Origin of the sequence: Vibrio sp. VB16, from assembly GCF_015594925.2 — a bacterium.
GTDB lineage: Bacteria > Pseudomonadota > Gammaproteobacteria > Enterobacterales > Vibrionaceae > Vibrio.
The window spans coordinates 831,643-845,555 of record NZ_CP087590.1 but is presented as its reverse complement, the minus strand read 5'-3'; the positions used below and the strand labels follow the sequence as shown (position 1 = coordinate 845,555).

Sequence of the window (13,913 nt, the reverse complement as noted above, 5' to 3'; positions counted from 1 at the left end):
TTAAAAGCAAAATGGCTTTGTTGGACTTAGCGGCAAAACTCTACTACATATACTTAGTTAACCACTCTACTCTCTTTTACAGTTGACCAAATTAAGGTAAGGCTATGATTTCCGGCATTCTAGCATCTCCTGGTATTGCTTTTGGTAAAGCACTACTTCTTCAAGAAGATGAAATTGTTCTAAATACTCACTCAATTTCTGACGACCAAGTTGAAGCTGAAGTTAAACGCTTCTACGAAGCACGTGATAAGTCCGCGCATCAACTTGATATTGTCAAACAAAAAGCTCTAGAAACATTTGGCGAAGAAAAAGAAGCCATTTTCGAAGGCCACATCATGTTGCTTGAAGACGAAGAGTTAGAGGCAGAAATTTTAACACTCGTAAAACATGACAAGATGCATGTAGATAATGCAATCTATACGGTTATTGAAGAGCAAGCGGTAGCACTAGAATCTTTAGATGATGAGTACCTAAAAGAACGCGCCACAGATATCCGTGATATCGGTTCACGTTTTGTAAAAAATGCACTTGGCATTAACCTCGTCTCTCTTAGCAATATCGACGAAGAAGTCATTCTTGTCGCTTACGACCTAACGCCTTCTGAAACTGCACAAATCAACCTAGACTACGTATTGGGTTTTGCATGTGACATCGGTGGTCGTACATCACACACCTCCATTATGGCTCGCTCTTTAGAGCTTCCTGCTATTGTTGGTACAAACAATATCACGGCTCAAGTTAAGAACGGTGACATGTTGATTCTAGATGCAATCAACAACAACATTATCGTTAACCCGTCTGAAGCAGAGCTTACTGAAGCTCGACGTATCCGTGATACTTTCATCGCAGAAAAAGAAGAACTAGCAAAACTAAAAGATCTTACTGCTATTACTACCGATGGCCACAGAGTTGAAGTATGCGGTAACATCGGCACGGTTAAAGATTGTGATGGTATTCTTCGCAACGGTGGTGAAGGTGTGGGTCTGTACCGTACTGAATTCCTGTTTATGGACCGTACTTCTCTACCTACAGAAGAAGAACAATACCAAGCCTATAAAGAAGTTGCTGAGGCAATGGAAGGCGAAGCCGTTATTATCCGTACTATGGATATTGGTGGCGACAAAGACCTTCCTTATTTAGACCTACCCCAAGAAATGAACCCATTCCTTGGTTGGCGTGCCATTCGAATCAGCTTAGATCGTCGTGAAATTCTTCGTGACCAACTTCGCGGTATTCTACGCGCCTCCGCGCACGGCAAACTTCGTATCATGTTCCCAATGATCATTTCTGTTGAAGAGATTCGTGAGCTTAAACAAGCAATTGAAGAGTATAAAGCCGAACTTCGTGCTGAAGACTTAGCATTTGACGAAGAAGTTGAGATCGGTGTTATGGTCGAAACTCCAGCAGCAGCGGCAATTGCACACCATTTAGCGAAAGAAGTTTCTTTCTTTAGTATTGGTACTAACGACTTAACCCAGTATACTCTAGCTGTAGACCGTGGTAATGAACTGATTTCTCACCTATACAATCCACTATCACCTGCTGTATTAACTGTTATCAAGCAAGTGATTGATGCCTCTCACAAAGAAGGTAAGTGGACTGGTATGTGTGGTGAGTTGGCTGGTGATGAACGCGCAACTCTACTTCTTCTGGGTATGGGCCTAGACGAATTTAGTATGAGTGGTATTTCAATTCCTAGCGTTAAGAAAATAATCCGTGGTGCGGATTACGCAGAAGTAAAAGCTATGGCTGATGAAGCTTTAGAAATGGCGACTGCGGCAGAAATTGAAGCTCATGTTGAAAAATTTATCGCAGAAAAATCCATCTGCTAATATAATCCAATAGAATAGAATAAAATTAAACGTTTAGGAGCACGACATGGGTCTGTTTGACAAGCTTAAAAAGCTAGTATCTGATGATAGCGCTGATGCGGGGGCAATCGAAATCATCGCACCAATATCTGGTGAAATTGTTAACATCGAAGATGTGCCAGATGTTGTTTTTGCAGAAAAAATTGTTGGCGATGGCATCGCGATCAAACCTTCTGGTGACAAGATGGTAGCTCCAGTAAACGGAACTATTGGTAAAATCTTTGAAACAAACCACGCTTTCTCTATTGAGTCGGATGACGGTGTTGAGTTGTTTGTTCACTTCGGTATTGATACTGTTGAGCTGAAAGGTCAAGGTTTTACGCGTATCGCTGAAGAAGGTCAATCAGTGAAAGTAGGCGACACAGTAATTGAATTTGATCTTGCCTTCCTAGAAGAAAATGCAAAATCAACTTTAACGCCAGTGGTTATATCTAACATGGACGAAATCAAAGAGTTAAATAAACTTTCTGGTTCTGTTGTAGTTGGTGAGAACCCAGTTCTACGTGTAACGAAGTAATTCATTCGATTAGCGCTTAGTAACGAAATAGAAACCGTTGATGTTTACATCAGCGGTTTTTTTATATCTATTAAAGCTAGAGCGGCACAAACTTTGCCCTTTCTCATTCCTCACGTTGTTCGATTCTCGGTTTAAAACATCTGAATGCGGTTGGAAGTCGCTTCCTTAAAACAAAAAAACCCAGCCATATAGACTGGGTTCGAAGAGGTGACAACGGATGTTGCTGTCAAAATTAACCGAGTAGGCTAAGTGCTGTATTCGGTGCTTGCTTCGCTTGAGCAAGTATAGACGTTGACGCCTGTTGCAAAATTTGAGACTTAGTCATCGCAGTGGTTTCTTTCGCGAAGTCCGTGTCCTTGATTCGGCTGTTAGACGCGTTAACATTCTCGTTAATGTTGTCTAGGTTATTGATTGCGTGGTCGAAACGGTTTTGGAATGCACCAAGCTCACTTCGATGGCTGTCCACATACTTCATCGCAGCATCAACAACGGCGACCGCTTCTTGCGCTCCACCGACAGAAGTTACGTCAAGAGTATCAACTGTTACCGCTGTTGCTGGGCCCATACCAAGCTCACCCGCTAAGGTTCCACTGAATGACACTGCGCCTTCAACATTGTTGTTACCAGCAAAAACTTGTAGACGACCTTCTTCATCAACAGAAGCGCTCACGGCATCTTGCTGACCATTGATGTACGTGGCTAGTTCTTCAATATCATCGCCAGCTTTCGCATTAACAGTAAATTCTTGTACATCGCCAGATTTGTTCGTCAAGCCTATAACCATCGTTGCATCTTTAGATACAGCCCAGTCTTTACCTTGACCATTCTCTGCTTTGTAGGCGCTACCGCCCATCATCGCATTGTCTGAACGCATGTCTTTTAGGCTAAGCATGACCGCTTCACCATTATCCGAACCGATTTGGAAAGATTTCGTTCCGTGCGTGCCGTTAAGCAGTTTGTTACCACCAAATGATGTGGTTTCCGCTATTCGGTTTAATTCGTCGTTCAGTGCCGTTACTTCTTCTTGAATCGCAACACGCTCTTGTTTTGAGTTAGAGCCGTTGGCAGATTGAAGTGACAAGTCACGAACACGTTGAAGGATGTTCGATGTTTCTTTCATCGCGCCTTCAGCGGTTTGGGCAATCGAAATACCGTCGTTTGCATTTCGTACTGCTACGTCTAAGCCACGGCTTTGTGCATTCAAACGATTCGAGATTTGTAGACCCGCTGCATCGTCTTTTGCGTTGTTAATTTTAAAGCCAGAAGATAGGCGTTCCATTGAGCTGTTTAGGTCGCTCGCGGCGCCAGACAAGTGACGTTGTGCTGTCATTGCGGCTACGTTTGTATTTACATTTACTGCCATGGTGATTCTCCAATTGATTTTCCGTTAAAGCGGTTTCCGACGTCTCGGAAAACCAAGTAGTTCTCTCAAAGTTACTTTTTATAACGGCTTATATTGGGAATTCTTTAGAAAAAATTTTAGCAAAATCAGAAAAAAATGCTTTTCAAGAGGAAAACGTGAAGAGAGTAATAAAATAGGCGTTTTTTTAAAGTAAAGATTAAAGTTCTTGAATTTACGGCCGAGAGCCGTCATTGAATTTAGCCCAGCAGGGTTAATGCTAAATTAGGCGTTTGTTTCGCCTGTGCTAGAACAGTCGTGCTCACCTGCTGAAGTATTTGCTGTTTTATCATCTGTGTGGTTTCTTTAGCAAAGTCGGTGTCTTTGATTCGGCTCTTAGAACTGGCTATATTCTCGTGAATATTATCGAGATTATTTATCGCATGGCTAAATCTATTTTGATAAGCACCAAGCTCTGAACGATGGCTATCAACAAACTTCATCGCGCTATCTATAACGGCAACGGCTCTTTGAGAGCCTCCCACAGTGGTAAGGTCTAAATCATGCACAGTTTCGATAATTGGACCAGACATATCAAGTTCATTGGCAAGATTACCTCCAAAACTTATTTTACCGCCTGCTTTATCACCTGCTATATATACCTGTAACTGCCCATCGTCATTCACTGACGCCGATACCGTATCTGTCTGTCCATTAATATAAGTGGCTAGCTCCTCAATATCGTCGCCATGCTTCGCTTTTATATGAATCATTTCATTTTGACCATGATTATTGGTGAATTGCATAACCAAATGATTCTGGCTGGGCTTAACTTGCCACTCTTTATCAGCCAATCCGTTAGCAATGTAGCTAAATCCACCCATATTCTTCGTATCAGAACGCATGTTTTCTAAATTTACTTGAACAGCTTCCCCTGACGATGCACCTATTTGAAAGGACGCACTCGCAAAATTACCATTCAGTAATTTATTACCACCAAAGGATGTCGTTTCAGCAATACGATTGAGTTCATCATCTAGCGCCAACATCTCTTCTTGAATTGCAATTCGCTCAGACTTACTATTCGAACCATTCGATGACTGAAGAGAAAGATCTCGCATTCGTTGGAGAATGTTAGTGGTCTCTTTCATGGCGCCTTCTGCTGTCTGCATAATAGAAATGCCATCATTTGCATTACGAACGGCAACATCTAAACCACGCATCTGAGAATTGAGGCGATTGGAGATTTGTAGGCCTGCGGCATCATCTTTGGCGCTATTAATACGGTTTCCTGAAGACAAGCGTTCTAAAGACTGATTCAACATATTCGTTGACAGACTTAGATTTCGTTGTGCAATCAATGCAGAAACATTGGTATTAACAGTAACAGCCATAACGCCTTCTTAAATAGGGAACTCAGGCTATTATCGGCGCTTCAACGAAAAACTTTAGAAAATAGAGAGCCTAGAATAGGCTCTCTTTATGGGCAGAATACAAGGTCGATTAGACCTCTAATATTTGTAACATTTCACTTGATGGCGCAAAGAAATAAGCACCCGTTACTGCTTGAGTAAAGCGCAACATTTGGTCACTTTTTCCATCACTAACACCATACATACTCTCTAACATAACTTTGATGTTATGTAGGGTGTTACAGTAAGAGAGGAATAATAAACCATGGTCGCCCGTAACCGAGCCGTAAGGCAAACTGTGTCGGACAATTTTCAGCCCCTGCCCTTCTTCTTTTATGTCTACGCGTCCAACATGCGAAGCTGCAGGAACATCATCAAGCTCAATGGAGTCTGGCTTGGTGCGTCCAATGATCTTTTCTTGTGCTGTTACCGATAATCTATTCCATGCTGGCAAATTATGAATAAACCGTTGAGCCATAACGTAACTGCCACCGGAGAATATACCATCAGAAATAATGGCAACGTCTCTTCTTTCGTCACCAACTGGGTTTTCTGTTCCGTCTATGAAATCCGTCATATCTCTGGCATCCATAAAACGATAACCATAAGTTTCATCCACAATGTCCACATACTCTGAAATTTCTGTCATTAATTTCCGAAGCAGATAAAAGTGCAAATCATGACGATTAGAATGACAATGAATGAGCACATCAACATCCGTTGCTGGTGCAACAATCGTCCCTTCACCAAGAGGAGTGAAATCGATTAACTCATCAGGGACAGGTTGATTAGTTTGGCTCCAAAACGATTTGCTAAACGCAATGCAAGAAGTCAAATCGGCATTCACTTGGCTTCTATTCAATTCTTCCACCAATGCCGGTATCAATTTTAACTGCTGCACTACTTTTTTTGGCTGTGATTTAACCTTAATTTGGACATAAAGTGCGAATGGTCCCGCCCCAGGAACGATAGCAGTTTGATATTTTGCCATAACGTGTCTCCAAAAAATTCATCTAACGAGTTAATTTATATTATATATAATTGAATGTACTGAATTAACACTATCAGTACATTCAATTAGCTTAATAACGGTGACCGAAAACAATCTTTTACCCTTTTACTTCTCGAAATATAAATCATCAACCAAATGAGGCCTAACAGCGTAACTGCATTCGCCCAACCAAATTGAATATTATCAAGATAGATTTGATAGATAACGAGCCCCATCTGGGTCAATATCGTTAGTATCGTTGTGATCTTTCCATATGAAACCACTCTACAAATTTTTTTTCTATCCGGTTTACGAAGACCAAGCAGCCAAATTAGGACCAACACAGGAAACCCCATAATCAAGCCAAGATATAACGCGGCATGTACGGGGTATATGATTTCTAGAAGCTTCGCTCCCATATCCCTACTCGCTCCCGCAACGATAAAGATGATCCAAGCCTTTGCTAAGAATAACCAGCCTACCCACAGTAATTTGGGCGCTTTTAAGAATCCATCACTGTCATACTCTTCTATTGAATAACGCACTTATCACTAACTAGATCAATTTATTTATCTAAGAGGATATATCATATAATCTATGTAGGTTACTCATTTTTCTGTAAGAACCTCTATGACAGTCCATAAAAACCAGATCTCACCTGAATCACAAGCGGAAGCAATGAAAATAGCCAAAGCAACACAAAAGCCAGGGCAAACTAAAGACCAAACAAAATTAATTGCTCAGGGTATAGAAAAGGGCATAGCTCTATATAAAAAACAGCAAAAAGAGAAAAGTCGACAAGCCGATCGAGCACGGAAAAAGCATCAAAAAGAGAAACAAACTACATCCAATGATCAAAACGATACTCAGACGGGACAAATCGAGCCCGTACCCTCAAAAAAAAGCAGCCAATTAATACCATGGCTACTACTATTAGTAAGCTGGATTGTATTTATTGCTTATCTGTCTCTAGGTTAGGATTGTCATGATAAAATGGTTCTCTTTTTTTTGTGTCAGCTTCTTGGTCGGGTGTAGCATACCTAGCAAGGTTTTGCTCTCTGAAGCTTCTCAAGTACATATTCGTACGGATAGCGTTTACCGATTTCAGTATTGTGAATGGAGAGGCGAAGTAACCGGCAATGAAGGCCATTGGTATAGCTACCTGTTCTTTGCTAACGACACCATGATTCGAGGGGCGTTAAACGAGATGAAAAACCATGCCCATGAGATAGGTGCAAATACTGTCTTTTTACTCAGTCCGATTGATTTTGCAACATCAGTCACATTCGTTGGCACCGCTTATCTGTGCAATTACCCCGATGGTGACTTGTCTCTTCCGATTAACATCATAAATAACGACCTTAATTAAACAAAAAGCGCCTACATCTATTGTAAGGCGCTTCTTTCATGAGAAAAGTAATCTATTATAATTTTGAGTTCAACGAAAACCGAGTGTAGATGCTATTTCGACTTTGCGTTCCAGAACCCATTGGCTATCAAAAGGCCCCCAATCAGATAGCTGATAGTACCCATCATTATGTCTTCGGCCATCTTGAACAAACATAAGTTCAATCCCTATGCCCGGCAATGCTTTCAGCACATCTTGAATAGTCCTACGCGGCCACCCAGTTTTTTCGATCAATTTAGGCACATTCGGCCTATCTAAATTTTCTACTAAAAGCGCCAAATACAGCCTTCTCGCAAAAACAGGACTCAACTCCATCGATATCTCCATTACTACTTTGTCTAGAGGACTATTGATTTCAATAAATAAAATTGACAACGTGTGCCATTATTTCTTTTTCCCTATGATTGTTTTTGCGTTTGATCAATAAGTGCACATTCTTAATTCCATTTAGGGAAATATGTGCAATAGATTACATTTAATTGTTATTTTATCTGATCGGAAGGTTCTGACAGGGTTTACGTTAAAGCGATAATAAAGGGAATAAAAGGTCAGAACGAAAAACTTCTGACCTTTATTTATAACCGCCAATCGACTATACGACGGACCAATATAATAATTACTGAAGCTTGAAGCGTCCGACAATACTTGTCAGTTGACTATTTGCCGTCGCGAGAGCCGAGGCTTCATTGTCAGCATCGACTCCACTCGCGGAAATAAGCTGAACCATTTCCTGAATCTTCGCCATATTACGAGTAATCTCTTCAGCAACTGAATTCTGCTGCTCTGCAGCTGTGGCAATCTGCAAGTTTAGATTATTGATCCCTCCAACTGAATCACTGATTTTGTCAAGATCAGTGACAACCAGAGATGTCTGAGTGGAAGCCTCTTCACAGCTGGATTTCGTGCTGATCATGGTACTAATCACCTTTTCTGAGCTACTGGTTAATCGATTGATGGTACCTTGAATTTCAGAAGTACTTTGTTGAGTGCGAGATGCCAATGCGCGAACTTCATCTGCTACAACGGCAAATCCACGTCCTTGCTCTCCTGCTCGTGCCGCTTCAATCGCCGCGTTTAGCGCAAGTAGATTGGTCTGATCCGCGATATCACCAATGACCTTAAGCACATCAGCAATTTCAGAAATCTCATTACCCATTTGATTAATATGGCCAGAGGCTTCCTCAACTCGCTCAACCAGCTCACTTACTGTCTGAGTTGCTCCGGTCACTACCCGTTTTGACTCTTCCGCTTGGGTATTTGTTTTACCTGTAAATTCAACTGCATCAGCGGTATTTTTAGCGACATCATTTGATGTAGCACTCATTTCATCCAGAGCGACAACCACTTGATCCGTTTCACTTTTATGCTGACCTAATACAGAGGCATTGTTTTTTGTTAGTTCCTGCAAACCGGAAATGCTACCGCTAATGTGGGTCGACGCCTGCGAAATATCCAGCATCATGTTCTGTAAGTTTTCCACAAAGATATTGATATGTTCTGATATTTGACCAAGGTCATCAGATCTCGTTATTGGTAGGCGTTTGGTAAGATCACCATTTCCACTGGAAAGATCCTGCACGGTCTTCTTTAGCGCCAATACTGGCTTGTAGGCTTGAGCAAGCACCAGTGAAAGTAGTATCGCGGAAACAATAACAAGTATTGTTGTAGTGATAACGGAAGAAGTTAATGATTCATCCAGAACCTTGTAGACAACCGATTTATCCAATCCTACCAATATGTGCCATTTAGTATCATCCGTTAACTGAATGGTCTGGAAAAATGCGACTTTGTCCGCACCAAGCAGTGAGAATTCAAACACGCCGTTATCTTTAGTCAGCATCGCGTTTTCAACCCCAACCAATTCAGCAAAATCTGAAAGGCGCGATTGACCAGGAACATCAACTTCGCCCGTCGATGCGATAGTCAATCCAGTATTGTCATATAACGCCGCAATGGCACCATTGAACACAGATTTTTCAATAATCCTCGTCAGTGCGGTCAACTCTACATCCGCAAGAAGTACGCCATCAAGTTTACTATTTGAGTAAAAAGGAGTGGCAATACTGACCATTAGCGTACCCGTTGATTTTCCTGTATAGATATCCGTTATGATGGTTTTGCGGCTATTTTTTGCAGCGGTATACCAGCCTCTTACTCTCGGGTCGTATTTACTTGCGTCGTACCGACCTTTATTACTATTCAAGGCACTACCGTCTTCATAGCCCACAACAATAGCCGTAGCATTTGACAGTTTATCTATGTTAGTTAACAGCGACATCACTTCATCATCGCCTTTCAAACCAATAAATAGATTAGCTGCAACCTCAATATCTTGCTTTATACCTCTAATAAAATCTGATGTTTGCTCTGCACCGTGTTGAATACGTAACATCGAATAACTATCGGCGCCTTGTGTCGCGACAGTAGCCAGCCGGTTAAATGACACATAAGATAAAATACCCATCGATAAAATCAGGAAAGTGATTGCCGCAGTAATAATGCGACCTTTAAAATTGAGAATATTATTCATAGACAACTCTTTGTGTAATAGACGTTAATTTATTGTTAATTATAATTTATTTCTTCAATCGTAAGACTAATACAATCCCGATTTCTTGGGAACACTGAACCGTATAAAAAACGGTTTAATGTTGATATGTGGGGGTTTATACATATTCAATCGCTCTCTTATCAATACATATTCCATCTCTATCTTGATGGTAGACCTACTCGTATTTCCAGAAGTTTACTGCCTATATGAAGAAATGTGCCATCGATTAGATTTCGTTGTTATTTTGTCTGACAGGCAGGTTCCTGATAGGATTCACCTTAAAGCGACAATAAAGGAATAGAGATGACTATTACCATGTACGGTATTCCAAACTGCGACACCATAAAGAAAGCAAAAAAATGGTTACAAGAGGCAGATATCAGTTTTGATTTTCACGATTACCGTAAAAACGGGGTAGATAATAACCTCGTCGAGAGTTTTTGCCATCAACTAGGCTGGGAACAAGTACTGAATAAAAGAGGGACAACTTATCGTCAATTGACTCAAGAGCAAAAAGAGAGCGTAGATCAACAATCTGTCGTTCCATTATTGGTAGAACATCCAGCGATGATTAAGCGACCTATACTTAACGTAGACGGTCAGTTTCATATTGGCTTTAAGGCCCCTCAATATTCAGATATTTTCAAGTAAAAGGATTTTTCTAACATGAATGACAGCCCAGTATTGGCTTTAGCTAAAGATTTGATCAGTCGACAATCCGTCACACCTGAAGATGCCGGATGCCAAGTAGTCATGATAGACAGACTGAAAGCATTGGGGTTCAACATTGAGGTAATGGTATTTAACGATACCACCAACTTTTGGGCTCGTCGCGGTACTGAAGCACCTTTATTCGCCTTTGCTGGGCATACAGACGTTGTGCCGTCTGGTCCTTTAGAGCAGTGGCATACCCCACCTTTTGAACCGACTATAATCGATGACCATTTGCATGGTCGTGGTGCTGCGGATATGAAAGGCTCTCTGGCTTGTATGATTGTCGCTGTGGAGCGCTTTATTGCTCAACACCCCGATCATAAGGGGTCGATAGGTTTTCTCATCACATCGGATGAAGAAGGGCCATTCATTAACGGCACGGTCAAAGTGATTGAAACACTGATGGCTCGCAATGAAAATATTGATATGTGTATTGTAGGTGAACCTTCAAGCACTCATTTCACGGGTGATATTATCAAAAATGGTCGTCGAGGTTCAATCACCGGTGACATTAAGATTAAGGGTATTCAAGGCCATGTTGCCTACCCTCATTTGGCAAATAACCCCATACACCAAGCGCTACCAGCACTATCCGAGTTAGTAACAACAAAATGGGATGACGGCAATGCTTACTTCCCACCCACTAGCTTTCAAATCCCAAACCTGCACGCAGGAACGGGGGCATCAAATGTGATCCCTGGAGAATTTAACGTACAGTTTAATATGCGCTTTAGTACTGAGCTAAATAACGATGAGATAAAACGTCGAATTCACTCTACACTTGATTCATATGGGTTAGATTATGATGTAGATTGGACACTTAATGGTGATCCATTTTTGACCGACCATGGCGCGTTGTTAGAAGCCGTTGTTGAAGCCGTTGAAGAAATCAATCATACCAAACCACAACTCCTCACCACAGGAGGAACGTCAGATGGTCGTTTTATCGCTCGTATGAATTGTCAGGTAATCGAGCTTGGACCCGTAAATGCTACCATTCACAAAGTAAATGAATGCGTCAACATCGCTGATCTAGAAAAACTGACAGACATGTATGAGAAAACGCTTCAAAAGCTGTTAGCTCTATGACACTAGATATGAGTAGCCTGAGGACGGCAACACGCCTCTGCGACGAAGTGATCGAATGAATAAACAGCAATTAACAGGGTTAACAGAATCTCACTTAAAGGTTATTCAGACTGAATATCAATCTATCAAGGTCAACTATTTGATAGAACAAGATATACAGCGTCTTGTTATTGCTGCCAGTAAGGCTGGGTTCCAACTAGAGGTAGCAAGTGGGTTTCGAGATTTCCAACGACAAAAGTCAATCTGGAACAGAAAGTGTTCGGGTCAAACCGTCATTTTAGACGATCAAAGCCAACCCATTGTTTTTAGCTCTCTCACGGAACAACAGCGTCTCTTTGCTATCTTGCGATGGTCAGCCTTACCGGGCGCGAGTCGGCACCATTGGGGCACTGATCTTGACGTTTATGCTAAAAACCTATTGCCTCATGACAGTAGGTTACAATTGGAACCGTGGGAATATTTAGAGGGCCATCAGGCACCTTTTTATAAGTGGCTGTGTGAACACCTTTCGCTCTTTGGCTTTTTCTTTCCGTACAAAAGAGATCTCGGAGGTGTTGCCGCAGAACCTTGGCATATAAGCCATCGGGAAAGCAGCGAATCATGTTTAACTGAATTGTCAGCCTCATTAATATTAGACACACTAGCAATTGAAGGGGTGTCGGATTTACAAACCATTACAGCCAATTTTGATGCTATCTACTCACAATACATCACCAATATTTGCAAGGATTAATAACATGATTGATTTTCTTTTAAACCCTTGGGTGATCAGCATTATTATACTCAGTGTCGTAGTGGGTAACATTGCGGCACTTAAGTACACCGCCAACATGAAGTTTGGCCAACCAGACAAGAAAAAAAGTGATTTAGACAAACTAAACCAACTCGACAAAGAACGTCAAAAGCAAACAAAAAAGGACACAAAATAGTGTCCTTTTTATTATTTAGTTTTAACGCTACTCTTGTTTTGCGATCACAGCAGCAAGGGTAGGAACAATCGACTCTAGTACTTCGGCAGTAACAGGTTTACCCGCACTATCGGTAACGTTAATCGAGGTTCGGTTCCCCATATCCCCCAAAAGGAAGGTATACGTTTTGCTTTCTAGACTAAGCGGCTTAGTACCGATAGAAGTCCAGAACTCATCATCTGGTTCAGAGTACTTGGCTTTGACCAAACCTTCTGACTGATTACGTTCTTCAAGCTGAAAACCAACCTCAGGTAGTACGCTGACTACACGCTGCCAAAAAACATTGTATGGCGCACGTGCAATAATAACAGGCAAGCCACTTCTATCCTTGCCCATGCTTATCGGAATTTGCTTAACAAGTTGAAGCGCTTTTCGGTTTGCTTCTGCTCTCAATTTTTGATCGTAGGTCGAGGTAATAACATTCGTCATGAATGTATTGTACCTTTCTTTATTGGTACGACTTACTTCTTCAGCAACACCATTCTCTCGCCAATCAATGAGGCTAACACGGAACCCATAGCGACTATTCGCGTTAAATTGTTCAAATAGATAGCGAGCCTCTATCAGCTTCTCTTCATCTTCTGAACGCCATGAAATCCAATCCGTTTCGAGGTGTTTTTCGTTATTAACCCTAAGTTTAATATCTCTCTCGACAATCATCTCTTGAACCGTTGTCCATACGCTGTTCATTTCATCCTCTCGGATAAGCCACATCGTTACAACGCCGTCTTTGAGCTCAGAGCGAGCACCAGGTATGAGTTCCAATATCTGTTGAGGGGGACGGATATCGACACTACGGCCAATATTTCCATCAAAGTCTCCCGTAGGAATCTCATAATTGGGATAAAACTCGCCTTTCGCTCCTTCTTGAACTGTCCAACCTTCAAAAGGAACGGTTTCAAGATATCCGAAATCATCTTTAGCTTGGCGTCTTTGTTCTGGACTACCTGAACACGCACTTAAAACAAGAACAGCCAGTGAACCAATCACTAGCTGATGAGAAAACTTCATTAGCACTCCTAATAAAATTCGAGATAAAAATGAATCCATCTC

General features: G+C 41.5%; 15 protein-coding genes. 8 read left to right on the top strand and 7 right to left on the bottom strand.

Going from position 1 to position 13,913, the window contains the following annotated elements; translation table 11 throughout:
- The first annotated feature begins 104 nt into the window (after nt 1–104).
- Nucleotides 105–1,832, top strand: coding sequence for a phosphoenolpyruvate-protein phosphotransferase PtsI (ptsI, locus tag IUZ65_RS04110; RefSeq protein WP_195702529.1), 1,728 nt, complete (start codon nt 105–107; stop codon nt 1,830–1,832).
- Between the two features lie 46 nt (nt 1,833–1,878).
- Nucleotides 1,879–2,388, top strand: coding sequence for a PTS glucose transporter subunit IIA (crr, locus tag IUZ65_RS04105; RefSeq protein WP_195702528.1), 510 nt, complete (start codon nt 1,879–1,881; stop codon nt 2,386–2,388).
- A gap of 232 nt (nt 2,389–2,620) precedes the next feature.
- On the opposite strand, the gene IUZ65_RS04100 is transcribed toward crr, so the two are convergent.
- The 4 genes from IUZ65_RS04100 to IUZ65_RS04085 all read right to left on the bottom strand — a co-directional run bounded on the left by IUZ65_RS04100 (nt 2,621) and on the right by IUZ65_RS04085 (nt 6,675).
- Nucleotides 2,621–3,751: a flagellin gene (locus IUZ65_RS04100; RefSeq protein ID WP_195702527.1), complete on the bottom strand. Its 1,131-nt coding sequence runs from the start codon at nt 3,749–3,751 to the stop codon at nt 2,621–2,623.
- Nucleotides 3,752–3,987: 236 nt separating this feature from the next.
- Entirely contained in the window at nt 3,988–5,121 is a 1,134-nt protein-coding gene (locus tag IUZ65_RS04095; RefSeq protein ID WP_195702526.1) for a flagellin, read from the bottom strand.
- A gap of 109 nt (nt 5,122–5,230) precedes the next feature.
- Complete coding sequence (locus tag IUZ65_RS04090; RefSeq protein WP_195702525.1) at nt 5,231–6,130, bottom strand: Dyp-type peroxidase; 900 nt, start codon at nt 6,128–6,130, stop codon at nt 5,231–5,233.
- Between the two features lie 86 nt (nt 6,131–6,216).
- On the bottom strand, nt 6,217–6,675 hold the full coding sequence (locus IUZ65_RS04085) for a DUF2919 domain-containing protein (protein WP_195702524.1): 459 nt from the start codon (nt 6,673–6,675) through the stop codon (nt 6,217–6,219).
- An 85-nt stretch (nt 6,676–6,760) separates the two neighbouring features.
- Here IUZ65_RS04085 and IUZ65_RS04080 point away from each other — a divergent pair, with 85 nt between their 5' ends.
- Together IUZ65_RS04080 and IUZ65_RS04075 are read left to right on the top strand one after the other, a co-directional pair.
- A complete protein-coding gene (locus IUZ65_RS04080; protein WP_195702523.1) occupies nt 6,761–7,108 on the top strand; it encodes a DUF2956 domain-containing protein in 348 nt (115 codons plus the stop codon).
- Nucleotides 7,109–7,115: 7 nt separating this feature from the next.
- Nucleotides 7,116–7,499: a DUF4156 domain-containing protein gene (locus IUZ65_RS04075; protein ID WP_195702522.1), complete on the top strand. Its 384-nt coding sequence runs from the start codon at nt 7,116–7,118 to the stop codon at nt 7,497–7,499.
- Nucleotides 7,500–7,568: 69 nt separating this feature from the next.
- Here the strand turns inward: IUZ65_RS04075 and IUZ65_RS04070 are convergent, their stop codons facing one another.
- On the bottom strand, nt 7,569–7,853 hold the full coding sequence (locus IUZ65_RS04070) for a winged helix-turn-helix domain-containing protein (protein WP_195702521.1): 285 nt from the start codon (nt 7,851–7,853) through the stop codon (nt 7,569–7,571).
- 301 nt (nt 7,854–8,154) lie between these two features.
- Nucleotides 8,155–10,068: a methyl-accepting chemotaxis protein gene (locus IUZ65_RS04065; protein ID WP_195702520.1), complete on the bottom strand. Its 1,914-nt coding sequence runs from the start codon at nt 10,066–10,068 to the stop codon at nt 8,155–8,157.
- 324 nt (nt 10,069–10,392) lie between these two features.
- On the opposite strand from IUZ65_RS04065, the gene IUZ65_RS04060 reads away from it, so the two are divergent.
- Genes IUZ65_RS04060 through IUZ65_RS04045 form a run of 4 tightly spaced genes read left to right on the top strand, consistent with a single transcriptional unit; the run spans nt 10,393 to nt 12,821 of the window.
- Nucleotides 10,393–10,740, top strand: coding sequence for an ArsC family reductase (locus tag IUZ65_RS04060; RefSeq protein ID WP_195702519.1), 348 nt, complete (start codon nt 10,393–10,395; stop codon nt 10,738–10,740).
- A gap of 15 nt (nt 10,741–10,755) precedes the next feature.
- Nucleotides 10,756–11,892, top strand: a complete 1,137-nt coding sequence (gene dapE / locus IUZ65_RS04055) for a succinyl-diaminopimelate desuccinylase (protein WP_195702518.1) — start codon at nt 10,756–10,758, stop codon at nt 11,890–11,892.
- Nucleotides 11,893–11,947: 55 nt separating this feature from the next.
- Nucleotides 11,948–12,625: a M15 family metallopeptidase gene (locus IUZ65_RS04050; RefSeq protein ID WP_195702517.1), complete on the top strand. Its 678-nt coding sequence runs from the start codon at nt 11,948–11,950 to the stop codon at nt 12,623–12,625.
- A gap of 4 nt (nt 12,626–12,629) precedes the next feature.
- A complete protein-coding gene (locus IUZ65_RS04045; protein ID WP_195702516.1) occupies nt 12,630–12,821 on the top strand; it encodes a DUF2897 family protein in 192 nt (63 codons plus the stop codon).
- Between the two features lie 27 nt (nt 12,822–12,848).
- Here IUZ65_RS04045 and bamC read toward each other — a convergent pair whose 3' ends face one another.
- Nucleotides 12,849–13,871 carry an outer membrane protein assembly factor BamC gene (gene bamC, locus IUZ65_RS04040; RefSeq protein ID WP_195702515.1) on the bottom strand — a complete coding sequence of 341 codons (1,023 nt, stop codon included), beginning with the start codon at nt 13,869–13,871 and terminating at the stop codon, nt 12,849–12,851.
- Nucleotides 13,872–13,913: the final 42 nt, after the last annotated feature.

Bases quoted from the DNA above. Each gene is read 5' to 3' on its own strand.
- ptsI (WP_195702529.1), top strand. From the start codon at position 105: ATGATTTCCGGCATTCTAGCATCTCCTGGTATTGCTTTTGGTAAAGCA.
- crr (WP_195702528.1), top strand. From the start codon at position 1,879: ATGGGTCTGTTTGACAAGCTTAAAAAGCTAGTATCTGATGATAGCGCT.
- IUZ65_RS04100 (WP_195702527.1), bottom strand. From the start codon at position 3,751: ATGGCAGTAAATGTAAATACAAACGTAGCCGCAATGACAGCACAACGT.
- IUZ65_RS04095 (WP_195702526.1), bottom strand. From the start codon at position 5,121: ATGGCTGTTACTGTTAATACCAATGTTTCTGCATTGATTGCACAACGA.
- IUZ65_RS04090 (WP_195702525.1), bottom strand. From the start codon at position 6,130: ATGGCAAAATATCAAACTGCTATCGTTCCTGGGGCGGGACCATTCGCA.
- IUZ65_RS04080 (WP_195702523.1), top strand. From the start codon at position 6,761: ATGACAGTCCATAAAAACCAGATCTCACCTGAATCACAAGCGGAAGCA.
- IUZ65_RS04075 (WP_195702522.1), top strand. From the start codon at position 7,116: ATGATAAAATGGTTCTCTTTTTTTTGTGTCAGCTTCTTGGTCGGGTGT.
- IUZ65_RS04070 (WP_195702521.1), bottom strand. From the start codon at position 7,853: ATGGAGTTGAGTCCTGTTTTTGCGAGAAGGCTGTATTTGGCGCTTTTA.
- IUZ65_RS04065 (WP_195702520.1), bottom strand. From the start codon at position 10,068: ATGAATAATATTCTCAATTTTAAAGGTCGCATTATTACTGCGGCAATC.
- IUZ65_RS04060 (WP_195702519.1), top strand. From the start codon at position 10,393: ATGACTATTACCATGTACGGTATTCCAAACTGCGACACCATAAAGAAA.
- dapE (WP_195702518.1), top strand. From the start codon at position 10,756: ATGAATGACAGCCCAGTATTGGCTTTAGCTAAAGATTTGATCAGTCGA.
- IUZ65_RS04050 (WP_195702517.1), top strand. From the start codon at position 11,948: ATGAATAAACAGCAATTAACAGGGTTAACAGAATCTCACTTAAAGGTT.
- IUZ65_RS04045 (WP_195702516.1), top strand. From the start codon at position 12,630: ATGATTGATTTTCTTTTAAACCCTTGGGTGATCAGCATTATTATACTC.
- bamC (WP_195702515.1), bottom strand. From the start codon at position 13,871: ATGAAGTTTTCTCATCAGCTAGTGATTGGTTCACTGGCTGTTCTTGTT.